Source organism: Microbulbifer sp. Q7, from assembly GCF_001639145.1.
Classification (GTDB): Bacteria; Pseudomonadota; Gammaproteobacteria; order Pseudomonadales; family Cellvibrionaceae; genus Microbulbifer.
Genome location: NZ_LROY01000002.1, coordinates 1,309,052 through 1,332,400, shown reverse-complemented (window position 1 = coordinate 1,332,400; position 23,349 = coordinate 1,309,052). Strand labels below are relative to the sequence as shown.

Annotated in this window: 17 protein-coding genes and 4 tRNA genes; 14 read left to right on the top strand and 7 right to left on the bottom strand. The window is 56.3% G+C overall.

What is annotated here, in order from left to right:
* Positions 1-24: 24 nt before the first annotated feature.
* Complete coding sequence (locus AU182_RS11250) at positions 25-2,019, top strand: nucleoside-diphosphate sugar epimerase/dehydratase (RefSeq protein WP_153039215.1); 1,995 nt, start codon at positions 25-27, stop codon at positions 2,017-2,019.
* A gap of 150 nt (positions 2,020-2,169) precedes the next feature.
* Here AU182_RS11250 and AU182_RS11245 read toward each other — a convergent pair.
* A tRNA-Asn gene (locus AU182_RS11245) sits at positions 2,170-2,245 on the bottom strand.
* 99 nt (positions 2,246-2,344) lie between these two features.
* Positions 2,345-2,420, bottom strand: a tRNA-Asn gene (locus AU182_RS11240).
* Between the two features lie 234 nt (positions 2,421-2,654).
* Here AU182_RS11240 and uvrB point away from each other — a divergent pair.
* Positions 2,655-4,661: an excinuclease ABC subunit UvrB gene (uvrB, locus tag AU182_RS11235; protein ID WP_066965028.1), complete on the top strand. Its 2,007-nt coding sequence runs from the start codon at positions 2,655-2,657 to the stop codon at positions 4,659-4,661.
* Positions 4,662-4,717: 56 nt separating this feature from the next.
* Complete coding sequence (yegQ, locus tag AU182_RS11230; protein WP_066965025.1) at positions 4,718-6,004, top strand: tRNA 5-hydroxyuridine modification protein YegQ; 1,287 nt, start codon at positions 4,718-4,720, stop codon at positions 6,002-6,004.
* 35 nt (positions 6,005-6,039) lie between these two features.
* Here the strand turns inward: yegQ and AU182_RS11225 are convergent, their stop codons facing one another.
* The 5 genes from AU182_RS11225 to AU182_RS11205 all read right to left on the bottom strand — a co-directional run bounded on the left by AU182_RS11225 (position 6,040) and on the right by AU182_RS11205 (position 11,257).
* Complete coding sequence (locus AU182_RS11225) at positions 6,040-6,750, bottom strand: peptidase (protein ID WP_066965020.1); 711 nt, start codon at positions 6,748-6,750, stop codon at positions 6,040-6,042.
* Positions 6,751-6,817: 67 nt separating this feature from the next.
* Entirely contained in the window at positions 6,818-7,669 is an 852-nt protein-coding gene (locus tag AU182_RS11220) for a transglutaminase family protein (RefSeq protein ID WP_066965017.1), read from the bottom strand.
* On the bottom strand, positions 7,666-8,601 hold the full coding sequence (locus tag AU182_RS11215) for an alpha-E domain-containing protein (RefSeq protein ID WP_066965014.1): 936 nt from the start codon (positions 8,599-8,601) through the stop codon (positions 7,666-7,668). Before AU182_RS11215 ends, AU182_RS11220 begins: the two co-directional genes overlap by 4 nt.
* Positions 8,595-10,028 carry a circularly permuted type 2 ATP-grasp protein gene (locus AU182_RS11210; protein WP_066965011.1) on the bottom strand — a complete coding sequence of 478 codons (1,434 nt, stop codon included), beginning with the start codon at positions 10,026-10,028 and terminating at the stop codon, positions 8,595-8,597. Before AU182_RS11210 ends, AU182_RS11215 begins: the two co-directional genes overlap by 7 nt.
* Before the next feature lie 236 nt (positions 10,029-10,264).
* Positions 10,265-11,257, bottom strand: coding sequence for a DMT family transporter (locus tag AU182_RS11205; protein ID WP_066965008.1), 993 nt, complete (start codon positions 11,255-11,257; stop codon positions 10,265-10,267).
* Between the two features lie 443 nt (positions 11,258-11,700).
* Between AU182_RS11205 and AU182_RS11200 the strand changes: the two genes are divergently transcribed.
* The 11 genes from AU182_RS11200 to AU182_RS11150 all read left to right on the top strand — a co-directional run bounded on the left by AU182_RS11200 (position 11,701) and on the right by AU182_RS11150 (position 23,022).
* Positions 11,701-11,777: transfer RNA gene (locus AU182_RS11200), tRNA-Val, on the top strand.
* Between the two features lie 131 nt (positions 11,778-11,908).
* Positions 11,909-13,843, top strand: a complete 1,935-nt coding sequence (thrS, locus tag AU182_RS11195) for a threonine--tRNA ligase (protein ID WP_066965005.1) — start codon at positions 11,909-11,911, stop codon at positions 13,841-13,843.
* Between the two features lie 55 nt (positions 13,844-13,898).
* Entirely contained in the window at positions 13,899-14,426 is a 528-nt protein-coding gene (gene infC / locus AU182_RS11190; RefSeq protein WP_066965001.1) for a translation initiation factor IF-3, read from the top strand.
* A 144-nt stretch (positions 14,427-14,570) separates the two neighbouring features.
* The gene (rpmI, locus tag AU182_RS11185) at positions 14,571-14,765 is read left to right on the top strand and encodes a 50S ribosomal protein L35 (protein WP_010131383.1); all 195 of its coding nucleotides are present in this window, start codon (positions 14,571-14,573) and stop codon (positions 14,763-14,765) included.
* Positions 14,766-14,801: 36 nt separating this feature from the next.
* The gene (rplT, locus tag AU182_RS11180; RefSeq protein WP_010131381.1) at positions 14,802-15,161 is read left to right on the top strand and encodes a 50S ribosomal protein L20; all 360 of its coding nucleotides are present in this window, start codon (positions 14,802-14,804) and stop codon (positions 15,159-15,161) included.
* 216 nt (positions 15,162-15,377) lie between these two features.
* Entirely contained in the window at positions 15,378-16,391 is a 1,014-nt protein-coding gene (gene pheS, locus AU182_RS11175; RefSeq protein WP_066964998.1) for a phenylalanine--tRNA ligase subunit alpha, read from the top strand.
* An 80-nt stretch (positions 16,392-16,471) separates the two neighbouring features.
* Positions 16,472-18,862, top strand: a complete 2,391-nt coding sequence (pheT, locus tag AU182_RS11170; protein ID WP_066964994.1) for a phenylalanine--tRNA ligase subunit beta — start codon at positions 16,472-16,474, stop codon at positions 18,860-18,862.
* 126 nt (positions 18,863-18,988) lie between these two features.
* Positions 18,989-19,294 (top strand): integration host factor subunit alpha, encoded by a 306-nt coding sequence (gene ihfA, locus AU182_RS11165; protein WP_043315900.1) that lies wholly within the window; start codon positions 18,989-18,991, stop codon positions 19,292-19,294.
* Positions 19,275-19,640 (top strand): MerR family transcriptional regulator, encoded by a 366-nt coding sequence (locus AU182_RS11160; protein ID WP_066964991.1) that lies wholly within the window; start codon positions 19,275-19,277, stop codon positions 19,638-19,640. The genes ihfA and AU182_RS11160 overlap by 20 nt, the downstream gene beginning before the upstream one ends.
* 137 nt (positions 19,641-19,777) lie before the next feature.
* A tRNA-Pro gene (locus AU182_RS11155) sits at positions 19,778-19,854 on the top strand.
* A gap of 597 nt (positions 19,855-20,451) precedes the next feature.
* Positions 20,452-23,022, top strand: coding sequence for a P-loop NTPase (locus AU182_RS11150; protein WP_153039214.1), 2,571 nt, complete (start codon positions 20,452-20,454; stop codon positions 23,020-23,022).
* Positions 23,023-23,349 lie beyond the last annotated feature (327 nt).

Sequence of the window (23,349 nt, the reverse complement as noted above, 5' to 3'; positions counted from 1 at the left end):
GAAGCGGATCGTATCGGGGGAATCGTGAAGCGCTTTTACAAGGCCGCACAAAAGAACTACAAGCCAGTGCTGATGGTGTGTTACGACCTGCTAATGCTGACCACGGCATTCCTGCTGGCGATGACCATTCGCTTTGATGGTGCGGCATTGATCGCCGAGCCCGAAATGGCGCTCTGCCTCGGGCTGACCCTGGTCTCCAGCAGCTTTATCTTCCTGCGTCTGGGACTCTACCGCACTGTTATCCGCTATATGGGGCAGCAGGCTCTGGTGGCCGTTCTGCAGGGGGTGACGGCGTCTGCGGTGGTGCTGGCGGTTGCATCCTACCTTACCTACGCCGGGGTACCGCGCTCGGTTCCTGTCATTTACTGGTGCTTTGCATTGATCACTGTGGGTGGCTCCCGCTGGTTGGTGCGTGTCTATTACCAGATGGCCCTTGAAATTCATAAAACCCGGGTGGCCATTTACGGTGCCGGTACCGCTGGCCTGCAGCTCTACAAGGGCCTGATTCACGGTGAAACCTACAAAACCGTGGCCTTCTTTGATGACAACGCTTCCAAGCAAAATACGCTGATCGACGGCGTTCTGGTCTACAGCCCGGCAAAAATTCTTGAGGTTATTGCCGAGCGGGATATTGCTGAAGTGCTGCTAGCCATGCCCGGTGTTCCCAAGCGTCGTCGGCGAGAAATCACTCGCGGCCTGCGTGAGCGCGGTGTGGTGGTGAAAGTGGTTCCGGGTATGGAAGAGCTGGTCGATGGTGCCGGCCGTGTGTCGGATGTCTCCCAGATTTATGAAAACATCTTGGGGCGGGCTCCCGTGGAGCCACAGAAGAATCTTGTTTCCGCCTCGATTACAGACAAGGTTGTGTTGGTTACCGGGGCCGGAGGCTCCATCGGTTCTGAGCTGTGTCGACAGATTGTCCAGTGGGGGCCAGCAAAGCTGATCATGCTGGAGGCGTCTGAATTTTCCCTGTACCAGATTGAGCGCGAGCTGTGTCAGCAGCGACAGGATGAAAATCTTACTGTCGAGGTGACGCCACTGCTGGGGGACGTGCGCAACCGCGCCCGGGTCGCCGAGATCATCAGCGCTTTCCAGGTGCAAACCATATACCACGCGGCGGCCTACAAACATGTTCCGCTGGTGGAGCAGAATGTCGTGGAGGGTGCCGAGAACAACGTGCTCGGCACCCTGTCGGTGCTCGAGGCGGCGGAAGCCTCCGGCGTTGAGCAGTTCGTACTGGTTTCGACGGACAAGGCCGTGCGACCCACCAACGTAATGGGGGCCACCAAGCGCCTGGCGGAGTTGATCTGTCAGGATTTTGGTCGCCGGTTCGGGCGGACGCGGGTGTGTATGGTGCGCTTTGGCAATGTGCTGGGCTCTTCGGGCTCGGTCATTCCGCTGTTTACCGACCAGATCAACGCCGGTGGCCCGGTAACCGTCACGCACCCCAAGGTGACCCGCTTCTTTATGACCATTCTTGAGGCTGCGCAGCTGGTGCTGCAGGCGGGCAGTATGGGGCGTAAGGGTGAGGTTTTCGTGCTGGATATGGGTGAACCCGTGCGTATCCTGGATATCGCCCGTCGTCTGGTGCAGATTATGGGGCACACAGTACGCGACGAAGCGAACCCGGATGGCGATGTTGAAATCCAGATTACCGGGCTTCGTCCCGGTGAAAAGTTGTACGAAGAACTGTTGCTGGGGGATAAGGTGGCGGGCACCGATCACCCCTCCATCATGCGCGCCGAGGAAGAGCGTTTGCCCAGCGAGCAGCTGCAGCGGTTGCTAGGAGAGCTGAGGAGTGCCTGTACCCTGCAGGATGCGCAAAGTGTGCATCGGCTGCTGATCGAGGCGGTAAAGGATTACGCGCCGAAGCAGCCGCTGGTGGATACCGTGTGGGCCCAGTCATTGGGAGGGCGTGATGCGGCTTTGTTGTCGGCTGGTGGTGCTGAAGTGAAGGCGTTGCCACTACCTGACAGGAGTGGGGTGGAGCAGCGCTTGAAAGGAAAATTGCCCGAGGTTTGAGGTGTCCGGCTCGTGTGTCCTGAGTTCAATGATCAGGGTGACGTTGATCAGGCCTCGCGGATTCCGCGGGGCCTTTTCTTTTTCTGTCTCTCTTTTTCCGTCAGGCAAAAGAAAACCCCGCGACCTTTTCAGGTGCGGGGTTTCATTTTTTGGCTCCGCCTGCTGGGCTCGAACCAGCGACCCAATGATTAACAGTCATTTGCTCTACCAACTGAGCTAAGGCGGAATTTTGGGGTAGGGTGGCCTCTTGGTGAAGGCGACCCTGAGAGAGCATAGCTCTAAATAAAATCCCCGTAGCCGTTCAAGGCTGCGGGGATTTTGAATTTGGCTCCGCCTGCTGGGCTCGAACCAGCGACCCAATGATTAACAGTCATTTGCTCTACCAACTGAGCTAAGGCGGAACTGTCTGATCGGTCTTGCAAAAGCCGTCCCGGTCAGGTGGCGCGTATCTTATAGAGCGGCCCAAAGCAGGTCAACCCTTTTACTCAAAAATAAGCCTTTGATTTTGCAGTGTTTATTTTCTCGCCGGTGACTGAGTGTGGAAGGGTATATTTGTCGCACAGGTGCTCGTCCGCCTACAATTTCGGGCTAACAGACACGGGTATCCCGTGCGGATCGTTGTTGAGATAGTGCTTATGGAAACGCGACCCTTCGAGGTGGTGAGCAAATACGAGCCGGCCGGTGACCAGCCGGCCGCAATCGAGTCTCTGGTGGAGGGCATTGGTGACGGCCTCGCCCACCAGACCCTGCTCGGGGTGACCGGGTCGGGCAAGACCTTCACCATGGCGAATGTGATCGCCCAGGTGCAGCGGCCCGCCATAGTGATGGCGCACAACAAGACCCTCGCGGCCCAGCTCTACGGTGAGCTGAAGGAATTCTTCCCGCGCAACGCCGTGGAATACTTCGTTTCATATTACGACTACTACCAGCCCGAAGCCTACGTGCCATCTTCCGATACGTTTATCGAGAAGGATGCCTCGGTGAATGAGCATATCGAGCAGATGCGCCTGTCGGCCACCAAGGCTCTGATCGAGCGCAAGGACGTCATTGTGGTGGCCACGGTTTCGGCCATCTACGGTCTGGGCGACCCGGACAAGTACCTGAAAATGGTGTTGCACCTGGATCGCGGGGATATCGTGGATCAGCGCACCATCTTGCGGCGTCTCGCGGAGTTACAGTACACCCGCAACGACGCCGATTTCCGCCGCGCCACCTATCGGGTGCGCGGGGACATCATCGACATCTATCCGGCAGATTCGGATCTTGAGGCGGTGCGCCTCTCCCTGTTCGATGAAGAAATTGAAGAAATCACCCTGTTTGATCCCCTCACCGGGGAAGTGCTGCACAAGGTGCCGCGTATCACTATTTTCCCCAAATCACACTACGTGACGCCCCGCGAAACCATCGTCAAGGCCATTGACCAGATCAAGGAGGAGCTGGAGGAGCGCCTGAAGCAATTGCGCGAAAACAACAAGCTGCTGGAGGCGCAGCGGCTGGAGCAGCGCACCCGTTACGACCTGGAAATGATGCAGGAGCTCGGGTACTGCAACGGGGTTGAGAACTATTCACGCTACCTGTCCGGTCGCGATTCCGGTCAGCCGCCGCCCACATTGTTTGATTACCTGCCCCACGATGCGCTGCTGTTTATTGATGAGAGCCATGTGACGGTGCCGCAAATTGGCGGCATGTACCGGGGGGACCGCTCGCGTAAAGAGACACTGGTGGAATACGGTTTTCGCCTGCCATCCGCTCTGGATAACCGCCCGATGAAATTTGAGGAATGGGAAGCGCTCTCGCCGCAGACCATTTTCGTCTCTGCGACGCCGGGCAAGTACGAGGCGGAGCACGCAGGGGCCGTGATTGAGCAGGTGGTTCGCCCGACGGGGCTGGTAGACCCGGAAGTGGAAGTGCGCCCGGCGGCCACACAGGTGGACGATACCCTGTCGGAGATCCACCGCTGCGTGGCCAAGGATCAGCGGGTGTTGATTACCGTGCTCACCAAGCGCATGGCTGAAGACCTGACCGACTACCTGCGCGACAACGGCGTGCGTGTGCGCTACCTGCACTCCGATATCGACACGGTGGAGCGAGTGGAGATCATCCGTGACCTGCGTATTGGTGAGTTCGATGTGCTGGTGGGCATCAACCTGCTGCGGGAGGGTCTGGACATGCCGGAGGTGTCTCTGGTGGCCATCTTCGATGCGGACAAAGAGGGTTTCCTGCGCTCAGACCGTTCCTTGATCCAGACGATCGGCCGTGCGGCCCGTAACCTCGAGGGCAGGGCGATTCTCTACGCCGACAAGGTGACCGATTCCATGCGTCGAGCGCTCGACGAGACCCAGCGTCGCCGGGAAAAACAGCTGGCGCACAACGTCGAACATGGGATTACTCCGAAAGGTATCCACAAGAGTGTGGCGGATATCCTGGAGGGCGCGGTGGCGCCGGGCGTGCCCAAGTCCCGTCGCAAAGTGGCGGAGAAGGGCGGTGCGTACAAGGCCGACCAGAAGCCCCTTACCGATCAGCAGCGCTGGGCGCGTATCGAACAGTTGGAAGAGCAGATGTACAATCACGCCAAGAATCTGGAGTTTGAGGCCGCCGCCAAGCTGCGTGATGAAATCACGCGGATCAAGGAGCAGGCCTGATTGTTTCTATTGTTACCCGCTCGCGGCGCGAGCGGGGTCTATGAGGTACCCCCACCATGGTCGAGTTGCTCTCTCCCGCCGGCACCCTGAAAAGTATGCGCTATGCATTTGCCTACGGCGCTGATGCGGTTTATGTCGGTCAGCCGCGCTACAGCCTGCGTGTGCGCAACAACGAGTTCAACAAGGTGGAGAACCTGGCGTCGGCCATCGAGGAGGCCCACGGCCAGGGTAAGAAGGTCTACGTGGCCAGCAATGTGGCGCCGCACAATGACAAGTTACGCAGCTACCTGCGGGATATGGAGCCGGTGATCGCCATGCAGCCGGATGCGCTGATCATGTCGGATCCGGGGCTGATCATGCTGGTGCGCGAGCAGTGGCCCGACATGCCGGTGCATCTGTCGGTGCAGTCGAACGCGGTCAACTGGGCCACCGTGAAATTCTGGCAGCAGCAGGGGCTGGAGCGGGTGATCCTCTCGCGTGAGTTGTCCCTGGATGAAATCGAGGAAATCCGCCAGCGCTGCCCGGAGATGGAGCTTGAGGTGTTTGTGCACGGCGCATTGTGTATGGCGTACTCCGGGCGCTGCCTGCTCTCGGGCTACATCAATCACCGAGATTCCAATCAGGGCGCCTGCACCAATGCCTGCCGCTGGGAGTACAGTGCGCACGAGGCACGGGAGACAGAAACCGGTGATCTCGTCGTACAGCAGGCGGAACCCCAGGCCATGTTGCTGCAGGAGAAAAGCCGCCCTGACGAACTGATTCCGGTGTACGAGGACGAGCACGGCACCTACATCATGAACTCCAAAGACCTGCGTGCGGTGCAGCATGTGAAGCGGCTGGTCGACATGGGCATTCACTCCCTCAAGATCGAGGGTCGCACCAAGTCACACTACTATGTGGCGCGCACTGCGCAGGTATACCGGCAGGCCATCGAAGATGCGAAAGCCGGGCGCGAATTTGACTTCGGCCTGATGAAAAGCCTCGAGCACCTGGCCAACCGTGGGTACACCGAGGGTTTTTACCGTCGCCATGTGCCCAGCGAATTCCAGAACTACGAGAAGGGTGCCTCCAGCAATCCGAACCAGCAGTTCGTCGCTGAGGTAACGTCCGTGGATGGGGACTGGGTTCAGGTTGATGTGAAAAACCGGTTTGAGCGCGGCGATACGCTGGAGCTGATTACTCCGCAGGGCAACCACCGGTTCCAGCTGCAGGGGATCGAGAACACCAGTGGCGACGCTGTGGATGTCGCACCCGGCTCCGGGCACACCGTGCGTATTCCATTACCTGTAACCCTGCCGCACGGGGTTGCGGAATACGCCATGCTGATGCGAGACCTCGGCTAACTCGCAGGTTGAGGGTGGTGCTGTACCGCCCTCACTCACGGCATATCGTCAAACAGCAGCTTGATGCCTGCACTCCAGGACCGCCGCAAGCGGTTGAAATACGCATCATCCTCTTCAATCCGTTCCATGCTCAGCTCCAGCGCGTCGTTGCGGTATACCGCAACGTCCAGCGGCATGCCCACCGACAAATTCGAGTGCATGGTGGAGTCGAAGGAAATCAGCGCACATTTCACCGCCTGGTTCAGCCCGGTATCGTGGTGAATGATGCGGTCCAGGATCGGCTTGCCATATTTGCTCTCACCGATTTGCAGGTAGGGGGTATCGTTGGTGGCTTCGATGAAGTTTCCCTCGGGGTAGATATGGAAGAGGCGGGGTTCCTCGCCGCGTATCTGGCCACCGAATAACACATGACTACCGAAATCCACGCCGGCATTCTGCTGTCCGTGGGCATTGTGGGAAATGATCGACTTGACCTGCTCGCCGATCAGTTCTGCGGCGCGAAACAGGCTGTCGACGGAAAACAGGTTGGGCGTTTCCTCCTCGGTAATCTGGATTTGCAGGCGGCTGATCAGATTCTGTGAGGTGGCGAGGTTGCCGGATGTGAGCAAGGTAAAGCACCGCTCCCCGGGTTGCTGAAACTGGTGCATTTTGCGGAAGCTGGCAACCTGGTCGACACCGGCGTTGGTACGGGTATCGGAGGCAAAAACCAGCCCCTCGTTCAATCGCATGGCAATACAGTACGTCATGGAAATCCTGTGCGCGTGATGTGCGCTGGAAAGGTAGCACCAGTGGCGAAGCTTGTCATGAGTCGGATCACTGCTGTGCCTGTTGTTGTTCGTGTCGCTGCATTTTACTTTGCGCGGTGCGGCGATCGACCTGGTCCACCAGGGCATAGGCGTGCATATTTTCTGCGCCGCCGCCCCAGCGAATGCCGCGTACCGGCGAGGCGTCGAGATAATCAATCCCGTGGGCCAGTTTCAGGTGGTGGCTGGCGGTAGCGAGCCCGTTGCTCACATCAAAACTGCACCAGGCGTCGTCCACCCAGGCCTCCGTCCAGGCGTGGCTGGCGATATGCTGGTCATCTCCGGCGTCCACATAGCCACTGACATAGCGCGCCGGGATACCCAGCCAGCGGCAACAGGCAATAAAAATGTGGCTGTGATCCTGACACACACCAAAACCCTGGGCAAAGGCGTCGGTTGCGCTACTGTGCGCATGGGTCATGCCGCTGCGGTAGGGAATGCGTTCCAGCAGTGCGGCCATCATTTCAATCAGTGCGTGCCGGTCGGTGTGCAGTCGCTCGCCCGCAGGACGGAACCCGCGCGCAAATTCGCGTATCGCTTCGCTGGGCTCCGTCAGTGGGGAGGTTCGTAGAAATACCTGCGGCGGTATCCGGTTTTCCCGCTCCGGCTGGTCTTCCTCGCTGATCTCCGCCGTGCCCTGGGCGCGAATGGTAATACCCTGGTGCGGTTGGTCCACGGTGCATACGTGCAGTATGTTGCCGTAGGTGTCGAGGGTGCGATGCACACTGCCTGGTGCATCCAGATGCCAGTTCAGAATTTGCTGGCCCGCAGACGACTGGGGTGTCAGTCGCAGATACTGGATGCTGTGGGTCACCTCGGTGTCATAAGTGAAGTCGGTGATATGGTCGATGCTGAGCTTCATGCGCCCTCCCAGTAACTGCGGTGAATCTCGTCGCCGATGGTGTGAATACGCCGCAGCAGATCGTTCAGGTACTCGTGCAGACCGAAGCGAAGGATGAAGTCGACCTCACCGTACTCCAGGCGCGCGTGCAGTTCCGCGCACAGGCGCTTGGCGGCCTGGCCCTGCTCGCCCTCAATGGCGATCAGCTGGCTCATCAAGGCGCCGATACAGTAGCGCAGCGAGCGCGGCAGTTCCGCCGAAAGAATCAGCAGCTCGGTCACGTTGCGGGTGGAGAGCCCGCCGGTGTATTTATCGTGGTACGCCTCATAGGCGCCAAGGCTCTGCAGCAGGGCGTTCCACTGATAGAAATCAATCGCGTGATTGCTGTTGTGCTGGGATTCCATAACCTCCAGTTTTACCCGCAGGATGCGCGTGGTGTTGTCCGCCCGCTCGATAAAGGTCCCCAGGCGCATAAAGTGGAAGACGTTGTTATGCAGCATTGTGCCGTAGGCAGCGCCGCGAAATTCGTGGGAGCGTTGCTTGATCCAGTCGATCAGGCTTTTTACCCCCTCGTGACTGATGCCGCGCTGGCGGCGATGGCGCAGTTCCAGCCAGGTGGCATTGATACTTTCCCAGGCTTCCGAGGAAAGTTTGTCGCGCACGCTGTGGGCGTTGTCGCGGGCAGATCGAATGCTGCTGAATATGGAGCCGTCATTACTTTCGTCGAACAGGAAGAAAGCCAGCAATGCCTCGGCATTGAGCTCCGGGTAGCTTTCGCGGAACTGATCCAAGCGACCGGTGATGGTCAGCGGCGCCAGTAGTTCCTGCTGGCCACCTTTGGAATTCGGCATCAGCGACATGTTGTGGCAGACATCCAGCAGGCGGGTGAGGTTCTCCGCCCGCTCCAGGCTGCGAGCCATCCAGTAAATACTGTTTGCGGTGCGGCTCAGCATACGGCGTCCTCCAGTACCCAGGTGTCTTTGGTGCCGCCGCCCTGGGAAGAGTTGACCACCAGGGAGCCCTCACGCAGGGCCACCCGGGTGAGTCCGCCGGGCACCAGTTTTATTTCATTGCCACTCAGCACAAATGGCCGCAGGTCGATATGCCGTGGCGCAATGCCCTCATTCACCATGGTGGGGCAGGTGGACAGGCACAGGGTGGGCTGGGCGATGTAGTTGGCCGGGTTGTTGCGCAATAGCCGGCGGAAGGTGTCCAGTTCCTCGCGGCTTGCCTTGGGGCCGATCAGCATGCCGTAGCCGCCGGCGCCGTGCACTTCCTTTACTACCAGCTCTTCCAGGTGCTCCAGTACATAGGCCAGGTCTTCCTCCCGCCGGCACACCCAGGTAGGCACGTTGTTGAGGATCGGTTCCTCATCCAGATAAAAGCGGATCATCTCCGGCACATAGGGATAAATGGACTTGTCGTCGGCGACGCCAGTGCCCAGCGCATTGGCGAGGATGACGTTGCCATCGCGGTAGGCGGAAAGCAGCCCCGGTACGCCGAGCATGGAGTCGGGGGCGAAGGCCAGCGGGTCGAGGAAGGCATCGTCAATACGGCGATAAATCACATGCACCTGGCGCGGGCCGGTGGTGGTGCGCATGAATACACAGCCATTGCGCACGAACAGGTCGGCACCTTCTACCAGGGGAACGCCCATCTGTTGCGCGAGAAAGGCGTGCTCGAAAAAGGCGCTGTTGTAACGCCCGGGGGTCAGCACCACCACGCACGGGTTGTCGGCGCCGCTGGAGCCCTGCAGGGTTTCCAGAAGCAGGTTGGGGTAGTGCTCCACCGGGGCCACGCTCTGCGCCAGAAACAGTTCAGGAAACAGGCGCATCATCATCTTGCGGTTTTCCAGCATGTAGGAGACCCCAGACGGCGTGCGCAGGTTGTCTTCCAGTACAAAGTACTCGCCGTTGTTGTCGCGAATCAGGTCGACCCCGGTAATAGGGATGTAGTTGTTCCCGGGCAGGTCGACCCCAAGCATCGCCACTTGGAATTGCTGGTTGGTCAGCACCTGTTCGGTGGGAATAATCCCCGCGTGCAGGATTTTCTGGTCGTGATAGATATCGTGCAGAAAGTGATTCAGCGCGGTAACCCGCTGGCGCAGGCCAAGTTCCAGGTGGGCCCACTCGGAAGCGGGGATGATGCGGGGGATCAGGTCGAAGGGGATCAGGCGCTCGGTGCCTTCTTCTTCGCCATACACATTGAACGTGATTCCGAATCGTCGGAACAGGGTGTCGGCCTCGCGGCGCTTTTGTTCCAGGGTGGCGTCCGGCGTATTCTCAAGCCATTGCAGGTAGGCCCGGTAGTGCTCGTGAACGCCGTCGCTACACAGCATCTCATCGTAGAGGTGGGGTGCAGGTTGTTCAATTGCCGTCATCCATGGGTCCCCGTTTTATTTTTTTGTTAATTTGCTCCCATAAATTTGCAAGCACCGTGCCAGTGCCTGTGAGCCAGAGCGGGGCGCGGCTTTGCCCAAAACTGGGGTGTGCCGATGAGGAGCCTGGGGAATATTCGGGATTTGGCCGGGAGAGCGGGCGGAAATGGGGCGACCGCGCGCGGAGTTGCGTCGCGGTGCCCCATAGAGGGGATGAATAAGGCGCAGGCGGTGCTGGGCTAGCGGGACTGGACTTCCGGTTTTTGCGGTATTTCCGCCGTCGTCACCGGTACGGTCTTTATCCCATTGACCTTTTTCATCGCCAGCAGGCTGCCGAGAATGATCGCCATGCCCGCAAAATGGTAAACGGAGAAGGGTTCACCCAATACCAGTGCCGCCGCAATCAGGGTGATTACCGGGCCGGAGGTGCCGATTGCGCCGGTGCTGGCCGAGCCGATCTGTTGGATGGCTGCACTCATCATCAGTGACGGCACGACCGTGCACACGAAGGCGACCGTCAGCGCGTAGCCATAGACCGGCCACGGCTGATGGAGCCGGCCCCAGTCGGCCTGTACCGCAAAGTGCAATGCGATTGCCGCACTCGCTACCATCATCGCCAGCGCGGTAAATTGACGGCTGCCGAGCTGGCGGATCACACCCTCACTGAATGCCACATAAATGGAAAAGCTCAGTGCGCTGCCGAAGGTCAGCAGCGCGCCCCAGCTGATTGCATCCAGGTTGACCCAGGTCGGGGGCAGGGCGCCGGTGCTGAAATTCTGGTCCTGCCAGTAGATCAGCAAAATGCCCGCGTAGGCGCCCAGGATACACAGCAGCTGCGGGATGGATATCCGCTTACCCAGAAAACACCAGCCCAGGAACAGCACCAGGGTGGGGTAGAGGTAGATGATCAGGCGCTCAAAGTTGGCGCTGATGTAGCGCAATCCCTGCAGGTCGAGATAGCTCGCCAGGTAATAGCTACAGAGTCCAAGGATCACCGTGAGCAGGAGATTGCGGCGGCTGACCGGGCGCCACGCCTGCTGTCGCTTCAGCAACATAAGGATTGCCACGTAAAACGGCAGCGCCAGTGCCATACGCAGCAGGATGAATGTCTCCACGTCCACGCCGTGGCGGTAGGCCAGCTTGATAAAGATGGCTTTGATGGAGAAGAGGGCAGCTGCGCCGAGGGCGAGCAGGAAGCCGTTAGTGTTCGTGGAGGATTGGGTATTTTCCATGGCCTTGTGCCTTACTACTTGATTGGCGCCTTAAGGCCGGAGGGTTTGACGAACAACCTGGGCCTTGCGGCGCGGCTGTTGTCGTTCGTGACTGGTGAAATTCAGGCAGGTGACAGCAGGCCGACGCGATGAGTGCGTAGCTTTAGCCAGACTGTTTTGACTGCCATTTGGGAGAGCATGAATCGCCTGCGGTTCATTCCGGGGGAAGCCACATTAAGCCATAAGGGTGGACGGTCGGTCTACTCGGTACCCGCTGAAGCGGGTAATTGCGGCGCAAGAAACTTCGCCCTTATTACCTGCTCTGGAGGGATGCTCTCACCAGCGGGAAATGGCGGGAAAATAATTTCTTCAAAGCGTGTTGAAATGGCCAAAAGCTGGTGCTAAAGTTCGCGTCCTCTGCAGCGGGGCCTGTCTTATTGAATGTTCCCAGTCTGCCAGTCTTTAGACCCGTAGCTCAGTTGGTTAGAGCGCTGCCTTGACATGGCAGAGGTCAGCAGTTCAAATCTGCTCGGGTCTACCAATTTCCCGTGAGTCTCCTCTAATGCGCTAGTTCTGCTAGGCTGATTTGACTCGCTTCGGGCTTCCAGCCCGCCATCACCATAAGTCATGCGGTCTTTCGTAGGGATCGCCACTGATAGATAAGGAAGTGCAATGCCTGTTGTCACCCTCCCTGACGGTTCCCGTCGCGAATTCTCCAATCCTGTTTCCGTATTCGACGTTGCCAACGATATTGGCCCCGGCCTGGCAAAAGCTGCCCTGGCAGGCGTAGTAGACGGTAAGGAAGTGGATACCAGTTTTGTCATCGATCACGACGCCGCGCTGGCGATTGTGACCGACCGCCAGCCAGAAGGCCTGGAAATCATCCGTCACTCCACCGCCCACCTGCTGGCCCAGGCGGTCAAGCAGCTGTACCCGGGCGCCCAGGTCACCATCGGCCCGGTGATCGAAGACGGCTTCTATTACGATTTCGCCTACGAGCGCCAATTTACCCCGGAAGACCTCGAGAAGATCGAGAAGCGTATGGAAGAGCTGGCCAAGGAAGATATTCCGGTCAGCCGCCGTCTGCTGCCCCGCGATGACGCGGTGAAGCACTTCCGCGAAATTGGTGAGGAATACAAGGCAGAGATCATCGCCAGCATTCCCACCAATGAAGATATCTCCCTGTATCGCCAGGGCGACTTTGAAGACCTGTGCCGCGGCCCGCACGTGCCGTCTACCGGCAAGCTGAAGGCCTTCAAGTTGACCAAGGTGGCCGGCGCTTACTGGCGCGGCGACTCCAACAACGAAATGCTGACTCGCGTATACGGCACTGCCTGGAGCAACAAGAAAGAGCTCAAGGCCTACCTGCATCGTATCGCCGAGGCGGAAAAGCGCGATCACCGCAAGCTGGCCAAGAAGTTCGACCTGTTCCACATCCAGGAAGAAGCGCCGGGCATGGTGTTCTGGCACCCGAACGGCTGGACCGTCTACAGCACCGTTGAGCAGTACATGCGCGAGCGTCAGCGCGAGCGCGGCTATAAAGAGATCAAGACCCCGCAGCTGGTGGACTTCTCCCTGTGGCAGAAGTCCGGTCATGCCGACAAGTTCGGCGATGACATGTTTACCCTCACCAGCGACGAGCGTCAGTTCGCCATCAAGCCCATGAACTGCCCCTGCCACGTGCAGGTGTTCAATCAGGGCCTGCGCAGCTACCGCGATCTGCCCCTGCGCCTGGCCGAGTTCGGCTCCTGCCACCGCAGTGAGCCCTCCGGCTCCCTGCATGGCCTGATGCGGGTGCGCGGCTTCGTGCAGGACGATGGCCATATCTTCTGTACCGAAGACCAGATCCAGTCCGAGGTGTCCGAGTTCATGGACCTGCTGCACGCGGTCTATAAAGACTTCGGCTTCGAGGAAGTGATCTATCGTTTATCTACCCGTCCCGAACAGCGCGTCGGCTCCGACGAAAGCTGGGACAAGGCGGAGAAGGCCCTGGCGGACGCATTGAATGCCGCCGACCTGCCGTGGGAAGAGCTGCCGGGCGAGGGCGCCTTCTACGGGCCGAAAATCGAATTCTCCCTGAAAGATTGCCTCGGCCGCGTCTGGCAGTGCGGTACTATTCAGGTGGACTTCTCCATGCCGGGCCGCCTGGATGCCCAGTATGTAGCGGAAGATGGCTCCCGCCAGACCCCGGTGATGCTGCATCGTGCGACTCTCGGGTCATTCGAGCGTTTTATCGGTATCCTGATCGAGAACTACGAAGGTGCCTTCCCCACGTGGCTGGCGCCGCAACAGGTGGCGGTGCTGAATATTACGGATCGCCAGGCGGAATATTGCCAAAACCTTGAGTCCAAGCTGGGTGCAGAAGGTTTCCGCGCCGCTGCCGACTTGAGAAACGAGAAGATCGGCTTTAAAATCCGCGAGCACACGCTTCAGCGTGTTCCTTATCTGCTGGTAATTGGCGATAAGGAAGTGGAAAACAATACGGTCGCCGTGCGCACACGCAGTGGTGAGGATCTGGGAACCATGACTTACGAGTCATTCCTTGATCTTATTCGCCAGGATGTGGCTCGCCGCGGCCGTTCGTCTATGGAAGGCGCTAACGCTTAAAGCGCCTTTGTAGACACATTATTAATTATCGGAGACGAGTGTTATTAAACGAGATATGAAAGGAAAGTCCAAGAAGGCCCGTATCAATGATCAGATCGAGGCGTCGCAACTGCGACTGATTGGTGCGGATGGTGAACAGGTAGGTATTGTCTCTCTGGAAGAGGCGCTGGAACTAGCACAGAAGGCCAGCCTGGATCTCGTTGAAATTGCCTCGGACTCCGATCCCATAGTCTGTAAGATCATGGACTATGGTAAGCACATTTTTGAGGCCAAAAAGGCCAAAAATGCGGCTAAGAAGAAACAAAAGCAGCAGCAGATCAAGGAAATGAAGTTCCGTCCCGGTACCGATATCGGCGACTACCAGATCAAGCTGCGCAACCTGACCCGCTTCCTGGAAGCGGGCGACAAGGCAAAAGTCTCCCTGCGCTTCCGCGGCCGTGAAATGGCCCACCAGGAGCTGGGGATGGAAATGATGCAGCGTATCGAGAAAGATCTCGAGGAGCTGGGTACTGTGGAGCAGCGGCCGAAGATGGAAGGCCGTCAGATGATCATGGTCATCGCCCCCAGTAAAAAGAAAAAGTAAGGCTTGAGTAGCAATACTTGAGTCTTCTTTTCGGGAAGTGATCGGGCGACGGCTGCCTTCTCACTCCCGCATAGCCACAGGTCTCGGCCTGTGGCCCATTAAACAAAGCCCATTCGTGGGTCATTATTTACTTTGGAGTACAAAATGCCGAAAGCAAAAGTACACAGTGGCGCTGCCAAGCGCTTCAAAAAGACGGCTTCGGGCTACAAGCACAAGCACGCGAACAAGAGCCACATCCTCACCAAGATGACCACCAAGCGTAAGCGTCAGCTGCGCGGCACCAACACTTTGAACAAGTCTGATGCCACCCTGGTCGATCGTATGCTGCGCGCCAAGTAATTGGCTGCACACGTAAAGTTTTAAGAGGATATTGATATGGCCCGTGTAAAACGTGGTGTAGTGGCGCGTCGTAGTCACAAGAAAATTCTGAAGCAGGCTAAAGGTTATTACGGTGCGCGTTCGCGTGTATTCCGCGTAGCCAAGCAGGCAGTCATCAAAGCTGGTCAGTACGCTTACCGCGACCGTCGCGTTAAGAAGCGTAACTTCCGCGCTCTGTGGATCACGCGTATCAACGCCCAGTCCCGCGCTGAAGGCCTGAGCTACAGCCGACTGATTGCCGGCCTGAAGAAGGCGGATATCGCACTGGATCGCCGTGTTCTGGCTGATCTGGCGGTATACGATAAAGCCGCTTTTGCTGCCGTAGTTGAAAAAGCCAAGGCAGCCCTGGCAGCTTAATTAGCGCCTGCAGAATGAATCGGCCCGCAAGGGCGGATTCATGCTTTAAAAATAGGGAAGGGCTGTTTGGCTCTTCCCTATTTTTTTATCTGTATTGCCGATACAGAACGAATTCCTGACGCGGCGGGCTGCTATGATCCGCCTCGTCCCAAAAAAGTGTTTCGACACAATAATTGTCACTCATCGATCAGAACGAGTCAGAGCGAGAAAGTTTCAATGCAAGAATTGCAGTCCCTCACCGAGCAGGCGCTGGCGCTGGTAGAAAAGGCCGGCGACCTCGCGGCACTGGATCAGGTGCGGGTGGATTACCTGGGTAAAAAAGGTCAGATCACCGCACTGCTGAAAGGTCTGGGCAAGCTGTCTGCGGAAGAGCGTCCGGCGGCGGGAGCCAAAATCAATGAGGCCAAGCAGCAGGTGCAGGAAGCGATCAATGCGCGCCGCACCGCGATGGAGCGCGCCGCCATTGAAGAAAAGCTGGCGAAAGAAACCATCGACGTAACCTTGCCGGGCCGTGGTGAAGAGCAGGGCAGTATGCACCCCATCACCCGCACCCTGCGCCGCATCGAAGAAATCTTTCAGCGCCTGGGCTTCTCCGTTGAGCAGGGCCCGGAAGTCGAGGGCGACTACTACAACTTTGAAGCCCTGAATATTCCCGCGCACCACCCGGCGCGCGCGATGCACGACACTTTCTATATCGATCCCACCACGGTACTGCGCACGCACACCTCCTCGGTGCAGATCCGCACCATGGAAAAGACCAATCCGCCCCTGCGCATCATCTGCCCGGGCCGCGTGTACCGCTGTGATTCCGACGTCACTCACTCGCCCATGTTCCACCAGGTAGAAGGCCTGGTGATCGACGAAGGCGTGAGCTTCGCGCACCTGAAAGGCTGTATCGACCAGTTCCTGAAGGCCTTCTTTGAAGCCGATGTGCCGGTACGCTTCCGTCCGTCTTACTTCCCGTTCACCGAGCCCTCCGCCGAGGCGGATATCCAGTGCACCAACTGTGGCGGTGAAGGCTGCCGCGTGTGCTCCGGCACCGGCTGGCTGGAGATTCTCGGTTGCGGCATGGTGCACCCGAACGTCTTCGCCTCCTGCGATATCGACAGCGAAAAATACTCCGGCTTTGCCTTCGGCCTCGGTGTCGAGCGCATGGCCATGCTGCGCTACGGCGTAAACGACCTGCGCCTGTTCTTCGACAACGACCTGCGATTCCTCAAGCAGTTCTAACCGAATCCATTTTGCAGGGGCGAAAATCTGCCCGGTGAACCGCGCGAAGCGCGCAAGTAATACAGAATTAGAGACAGATTATGAAATTCAGCAACGCCTGGTTACGGGAGTGGGTAAACCCGGACCTGACAGCACAACAGCTGGCCGACCAGATCACCATGGCGGGCCTGGAAGTAGACGCCGTAGAACCCGTAGCCGGCGCATTTTCCGGTGTGGTGGTGGGTGAAATTGTGGGCTGCGAGCAGCACCCGGACGCCGACAAGCTGCGCGTGTGCAAAGTGAAGGGCCACCCGGACGGGGAGATGCAGGTAGTCTGCGGCGCACCCAATGCGCGCACCGGCATCAAGATTCCGTTCGCCCTCGTCGGCGCCAAACTGCCCGGCGATTTCAAAATCAAGAAAGCCAAGCTGCGCGGAGTCGAGAGCTTCGGCATGCTGTGTGCCCAGACCGAACTGGAACTGGGTGACGACAGCGACGGCATCTGGGAGCTGCCCGAAGACGCCGTCACCGGCACCGACCTGCGTGAATACCTGAAGCTGGACGACAGCACCATCGAGGTGGATCTCACCCCGAACCGTTCAGACTGTCTCGGCGTCGCCGGCATTGCCCGCGAAGTGGGCGTACTGAACCGCTGCGAAGTCTGCGAGCCGGCCATTGAGCCAGTTGCCCCGGTGATCGGCGACAGCCTGCCGGTTTCCCTGCTGGCCGAAAATGCCTGCCCGCGCTACGTAGGCCGCATCATCCGCAACATCAATATCGATGCACAAACACCCCTGTGGATGCAGGAGCGCCTGCGTCGCAGCGGACTACGCAGCATCGATCCGGTGGTAGACGTTACCAACTACGTACTGCTGGAGCTGGGCCAGCCCATGCACGCCTTCGACCTCGCCAAACTGAACGGCGGTATCACGGTGCGTATGGCAGAGCAGGGCGAGAAGCTCACCCTGCTGGACGAGCAGGAAGTAGAGCTGAATGCCGACACCCTGCTGATTACCGACGAAAAAGGCCCGCTGGCCATCGCCGGCATCATGGGTGGCCTGGATTCTTCCGTCACCAAAGCCACCAAAGACATCTTCTTGGAAAGTGCCTTCTTCAGCCCGCTGGCCATTGCCGGCAAGGCGCGTTCCTACGGCCTGCACACCGACTCCTCGCACCGCTTTGAGCGCGGCGTCGACTACCGTCTGCAGGAAAAGGCCATCGAGCGCGCTACCCAGCTGCTGCTGGAGATCGTCGGCGGCGAGCCGGGTCCGGTCCACCTGCGCGAAGTCACCGAGGCGATGCCTGCCGAGCGCAAAATCACCCTGCGCCGTCAGCGCGTGAGCCGCGGCCTGGGCATCGACATGAGCGATGCCGAGATCGTCGAGATTATCACCCGCCTGGGGCTGGAAAAGATTGGTGAAGACGCCGACGGCTGGACCTTCCTGGTGCCCAGCTTCCGCTTCGATATCGCCATCGAATCCGACCTGCTGGAAGAGCTGGCGCGGGTCTACGGCTACAACCGTATCCCCAGCGTTGCCATGAAGGCCGCGCTGGACATCGTGCCCCGCGCCGAAGCGGAGGTGGCGCAATCCCGCCTGGAGCAGACCCTGCTGGCCCGCGGCTATCAAGAGGCCATCACCTTCAGCTTTATCGATCGCGACGCTTCCGCCAAATTCGACCCGGAAGTAGAGCCGGTAGCCCTGCAGAACCCCATCAGTGCAGAGCTCTCGGTGATGCGCCCAACCCTGATGGCGGGCCTGGTCAAAACCCTGCAGTACAATCTCAACCGCCAGCAGGATCGCCTGCGCCTGTTCGAGACCGGGCTGCGTTTCGTTCCCGGCCATGACCAGTCTCGCGAAGCACTCAAGCAGGAGCGCATGATCGCCGGCCTGATCTACGGCACCCGTCAGCCAGAAGGCTGGGCCGGTTCCAAAGATCTGGTGGATTTCTACGATATCAAGGCCGACGTGGAAGCCCTGCTGACCCATTACGAAGCCGAGGCCGAGTTCACCTTCGTACCGGCCAAACACCCCGCGCTGCACCCGGGGCAGTGCGCCGAGCTGCTGCGCAATGGCGAGCCTGTGGGCGTACTGGGTGCCCTGCACCCGGAACTGCAGAAGGCCTACGACCTGCCCAAGGGCGCCTTCCTGTTTGAGTTGAGCCTGGATGAATTGGGGCAGGCGGTCATTCCTGCCTTTGCTCCGCTATCCAAGTTCCCGGAGGTGCGCCGCGACCTCGCCGTGCTGGTGGATGCTGAAATCCCCGTAGGCCAGCTGGCGCAAACCGCCATCGCAGCTTCCGGCGAATTTTTGACAGACTTCAACGTTTTTGACGTCTATCAGGGCAAAGGCATTGATTTTAATAGAAAAAGTGTCGCGATGGGCTTGACCTTTCAGCATCCCTCGCGCACCCTTAACGACGAAGAAATCAATGCCGCCATTGATGCGGTAGTCGGTCAATTAGAACAAAAATACAACGCCAGCCAGCGTTAAACCGGTCCGCTCCGGGATACGTGGCTGATGCGCGTATCCCGAGAGCGTCTGCTACCGGGTTCCAAGCCGATGCGGTACCAGGCTTAAACCGGAGTCGACGCCTCTGAATCTGTTGGGCAGGAACCAATGACAGAGGCACTGACCAAGGCCGGGCTCGCCGAGAAGTTGTACGAAGAGCTGGGTTTCAACAAGCGCGAAGCTAAAGAAATCGTCGAATATTTCTTCGAGGAAATCCGCAACGCCCTTGAAAATAACGAGCAGGTCAAACTGTCGGGGTTTGGCAATTTCGACTTGCGTGACAAAAGCCAGCGTCCGGGACGGAACCCGAAAACTGGTGAAGAAATCCCCATTTCCGCAAGAAGGGTAGTCACCTTCAAGCCGGGGCAAAAACTCAAGGCACGAGTAGAAGAAGATGCTGGAAGCGAGTCATAACAGCGAACTCCCGGTAATCCCGGGCAAGCGCTATTTCACCATTGGTGAAGTGAGTGAGCTTTGTGCAGTCAAACCGCATGTGCTGCGCTACTGGGAACAGGAATTCCCGCAGCTCAGTCCGGTGAAGCGTCGCGGCAACCGCCGCTACTACCAGCACCAGGACGTCATCCTCATCCGCCAGATCCGCGCACTCCTGTACGAAGAAGGCTACACCATCGGCGGCGCACGCCTGCAGATGGAAACCGGCAGCTCAGAAAAAGTTCAGACCGTACAGCTGCAACAGGTGATCCCGCAAATGATCGCCGAGCTGGAAGGTGTGCTGGAATTGCTGGAAGTGGAAGCCTGATCTAACCTGAGTCAAAAAGGCGCAAAACGGGCTTGCATTCCCTCCGTACTTCGGTATGATTTGCGCCTCATCGCCAAGCGATGCCCCTTATAAATCAAGCACTTACGTAGTTTTTACCCGGCTTGATTTGCTCTTATCGGAGTGTAGCGCAGCCTGGTAGCGCACCACACTGGGGGTGTGGTGGTCGTCGGTTCAAATCCGGCCACTCCGACCATTATTTACGTTGCCTAGCCAACGACTTAAAAGCCCGCCACTGAGCGGGCTTTTTTGTGCTTCCTTTCTGCTGCACAAATTCAATTGGCGCCGCTAATCTATTCATTCTTATTGTTTGAGCAAGTTGATCAGAGCAATTACTATGTCTAGTGCTCATTCAGAATAATATACTTTTAAACAATGTCACTTAAGTACAATACCGCAGCTTTCGCTGGTCATGCTTCAAACAACAATTTAATTGCGGCTTATTGCAATTTGGTCGCTATTGAAATTGAACTAGTTGGGATTTTGAGGCGAGAGGGGGGAGGGGTGAGGCCCAGCCACGATGTCCCTGGTATGTTCCTTAGGTTAGCTAGTATTCCGAGACTCAAGAGTAAAGGTGCAACAATTAAGCCTTTAGGTTCACAGCTTAGAAATGCTCTTGCTGCGCTTTGGAGCGAGGGGCGGGCGGGGCCTACTATGGTGCCCCCTGATAACTATCCGTACATTCGCTATCTCAGACATGAAAATGACTGGGATAACCAACACTCTGCAGAAGAGTGTTTAAAAACGCTCCACCAGTTAACCAAAAGGGTTCACGCTTTTATCCAAAGTAAGGTTGTTTAATACCAATATGATAACAACACAAGAATTGCTTACAGAATTGCGAAATGCTTACGAATTCATAGAGCTTTCATATCTACAGCCATGCTTATATATATTCTGTATAGCGAGTGAGTTTGGCGTTGTACCTGAAGAGGCGCGACTGCAGGCGGTCGCAAAAAAATTGCAGATTCCACTCGCAATGATAGAGCGGCTTTGTATTTTAAATTCGATAGAGATAAAACCGGTAACAGAGGCGGAAAGGGAGAGTGAGTATTTTTATATTCCATCAACAGGATCTGTTGCTCATTGGTTGCCGCTACTGGATAGAGGCTCGAGAGGCGGGCTTCCCATAATCGCACGATCAGAAGGTGTGAGAGCAATTCATTTTTATGGCTATAAGGGTGGCCAAGCACGATCTAGTGTCCTTTGTGCTTTAGCTGCGTCGCTCTCGGAGAGTGGCTATAGAGTCTTAATTGTAGACGCGGATCTAGAGGCTCCATCAATGCCTGCAATGATGGGGTTAAGCGTAAGCTCCATTTCCTCGACATTTATGGGAATATGTGGCTGGTCTGATGAAATTGAACCAATACGAGCTGAACCCTTCTCTAAACAGGGGGGGGTGGTTGACTTGGTCGCTTGTAGGCCAGATGCAGAGAAATACGACATGGATTTCTCTGCCTTTGCTCTTCGCGCATCAATGGATAATAGCGTCCTAATGGATGGTGTGGAAAAATTGAAAACCTATGCCGAAGCTCTAAAAGAGGGGGAGGGGTACGATGTGGTGTTATTTGATCATCGTACCGGTTTTAATCTTTCGGCTGTACCAATAATTCAACAATGGCCAGGTTCGGTGGTGGTCAACATTCGGTTAGATGGGCTCTCCAACGAGCGCCACTCATTGTACCGGTCTCTTTTTTCGGTTTATCCCGAAACCCCCGGAGCATTTGTCTCATTCTCTCTCGATCCTGAAGCGACATCCCAAGCAATAGAGAAAAAGCACATAGCGCAAATTGATGGGTTGTTGAACGATATATCAGAAAATCTATCGGGGCCTGATTCTGAGCCTTTACCTGATGAAGTACTGAAAACGTTTTGGATTAATTGGTTTCATGATCGAGCCTATTTGCGATCCGCAATGCCGCCGCTGGATAGTTTGTCGAGGGATAATTTGTCTGCCATTTCGAACTTGAGGGAAGTTTTGGAGTTGTCTGGCTCGATTGAGCGAGAGCATTCAAATTTGGGCGATCCAAATTTTTCTTTGAGTGGTGCGAACGCTGCAGATCTTTTTGTTGAGACTCGATCTATTCGAAATCTCTTTAAGAATGATAGCCCATTTAAATATATTTTCGGGCGGAAAGGCACCGGTAAAACAAGGCTGTTTGCGCGTTTTATCGGAAGCGGTTTGGCTGAGCCGTTATTGGCAACAAATGACTTTCCATCCGGAGGGGTTAAAAGTAATTCGATTATTTTCAATAAAATTCTTGAGTCAGTTGATGGGGATTACCAATCATTTTGGTGGGCGTTGTTGAGCATTGCTATTGAGGCTGGCGACACTAGGAATATAGATTTTCTAGAAAGTGCTGTGGACAATTGGGTTGTTCAGGGGGGGGAGTTGTGCTTGTTGCAAGCCAAGCCAGCAGTCGTGGCCGAAAAGCTAAAGACTCTTGATGAGAAGAGGTTTTTTGTAATTGATGGCGTCGAGACTGCCGTTTCCGCTAAGGATATGAAAGAGTTCGTCGAGTCTCTCTTTATGTTTCTGTTGAGTCTCCAGTCGGATAAGGGATTTAGTCATTATGTGGATTTTCGACTTTTCTTGCGTAGTGATCTTCAGGCTGGGTCCGTGCAAAATGTAGAGCAGCAAATCGCCAATAAGACGGTGGAGTTATATTGGGATCGAGATGCGATATTTAATTTTCTTTTGGCTAAAATTTTGGTGAATGATTGGTTTAAGAGTGAGTTTGGAGATCAGGTTGAAGAGGTCGCTAAGAGATTGCCGGATATTAAGAGTGGGTCTCTTTCGGAAAGTGAGTACAAGCTGTATCTGCATGGTTTTTTTCCGGAAAAAATACGCAGGAACAATTTGCTCACTTACACATTTTTCAAAACCTATTTTTCGGACACTTCTGGTGATAAAGATGGTGGTGCATCATTTTATCCTCGGCTTTTTGAACGCTTTCTGTTTGAGCTGGAGTCTCTATCAAAGAAAAGTAAAAGAGAAGCAATCGTTGATGGGAAAGTGAACCACCTGAATATGCTGGAAGCACACTCATTGGCGTCGCTTTCATTTATGCAGGAGATTACTCAAGAGTTGTACAACGTTTTGTATCTGGATGAAAATGTTAGTCGTAATCGCGAGCTTGTGGATCAATTTGTCTCGCTTTTTGAGGGTTGTGCCACACCATTCAAGAGAAATGAAATGGCTCGCAACCTGCAGGGTAGTTTGGATGTGGATTTAACAAAAATAAAAACTGCTCTTGAGAGTATGAAAAAAATTGGTGTTTTCGAAGAGCGAACAGGTTACCCCGGAGAGTGGCGTGCTGGTGGTTTGTATAAGCATGGATTAAAAATGAAATATGTGCGGTGAATATAATTTTGTTGTTTTAAGTGGGGTTCTATCTGGATTTAAGGTGGCTGGTAATTTTCGGCTTTCTGTCAATTCCGCTTGTAAATAATTCAATTAATTGAAGTTTTATTGGTCCCCAAAAATAGTTGTAGGATATATGGAGGTGGCACCATTCAATAGAATTTACGGAGTAAAAGGGAGAGATTGAATGACGAGCAGCGTGAGGTTTTGGTGTAAAAGCTAAATCTCGTTCCCTGTGAATTGGTTGCACTAATTACTCGGTGCGTAGTTCTGCGTGGTCGCTAGAATTCATGTGTGAATCGCGGAGAACATCTTGACTAGTTTGTC

Excerpts from the sequence above, each read along its gene's own strand:
- uvrB (WP_066965028.1), top strand. The coding sequence starts at position 2,655 with ATGGAAACGCGACCCTTCGAGGTGGTGAGCAAATACGAGCCGGCCGGT.
- yegQ (WP_066965025.1), top strand. The coding sequence starts at position 4,718 with ATGGTCGAGTTGCTCTCTCCCGCCGGCACCCTGAAAAGTATGCGCTAT.
- AU182_RS11225 (WP_066965020.1), bottom strand. The coding sequence starts at position 6,750 with ATGACGTACTGTATTGCCATGCGATTGAACGAGGGGCTGGTTTTTGCC.
- AU182_RS11220 (WP_066965017.1), bottom strand. The coding sequence starts at position 7,669 with ATGAAGCTCAGCATCGACCATATCACCGACTTCACTTATGACACCGAG.
- AU182_RS11215 (WP_066965014.1), bottom strand. The coding sequence starts at position 8,601 with ATGCTGAGCCGCACCGCAAACAGTATTTACTGGATGGCTCGCAGCCTG.
- AU182_RS11210 (WP_066965011.1), bottom strand. The coding sequence starts at position 10,028 with ATGACGGCAATTGAACAACCTGCACCCCACCTCTACGATGAGATGCTG.
- AU182_RS11205 (WP_066965008.1), bottom strand. The coding sequence starts at position 11,257 with ATGGAAAATACCCAATCCTCCACGAACACTAACGGCTTCCTGCTCGCC.
- thrS (WP_066965005.1), top strand. The coding sequence starts at position 11,909 with ATGCCTGTTGTCACCCTCCCTGACGGTTCCCGTCGCGAATTCTCCAAT.
- infC (WP_066965001.1), top strand. The coding sequence starts at position 13,899 with ATGAAAGGAAAGTCCAAGAAGGCCCGTATCAATGATCAGATCGAGGCG.
- rpmI (WP_010131383.1), top strand. The coding sequence starts at position 14,571 with ATGCCGAAAGCAAAAGTACACAGTGGCGCTGCCAAGCGCTTCAAAAAG.
- rplT (WP_010131381.1), top strand. The coding sequence starts at position 14,802 with ATGGCCCGTGTAAAACGTGGTGTAGTGGCGCGTCGTAGTCACAAGAAA.
- pheS (WP_066964998.1), top strand. The coding sequence starts at position 15,378 with ATGCAAGAATTGCAGTCCCTCACCGAGCAGGCGCTGGCGCTGGTAGAA.
- pheT (WP_066964994.1), top strand. The coding sequence starts at position 16,472 with ATGAAATTCAGCAACGCCTGGTTACGGGAGTGGGTAAACCCGGACCTG.
- ihfA (WP_043315900.1), top strand. The coding sequence starts at position 18,989 with ATGACAGAGGCACTGACCAAGGCCGGGCTCGCCGAGAAGTTGTACGAA.
- AU182_RS11160 (WP_066964991.1), top strand. The coding sequence starts at position 19,275 with ATGCTGGAAGCGAGTCATAACAGCGAACTCCCGGTAATCCCGGGCAAG.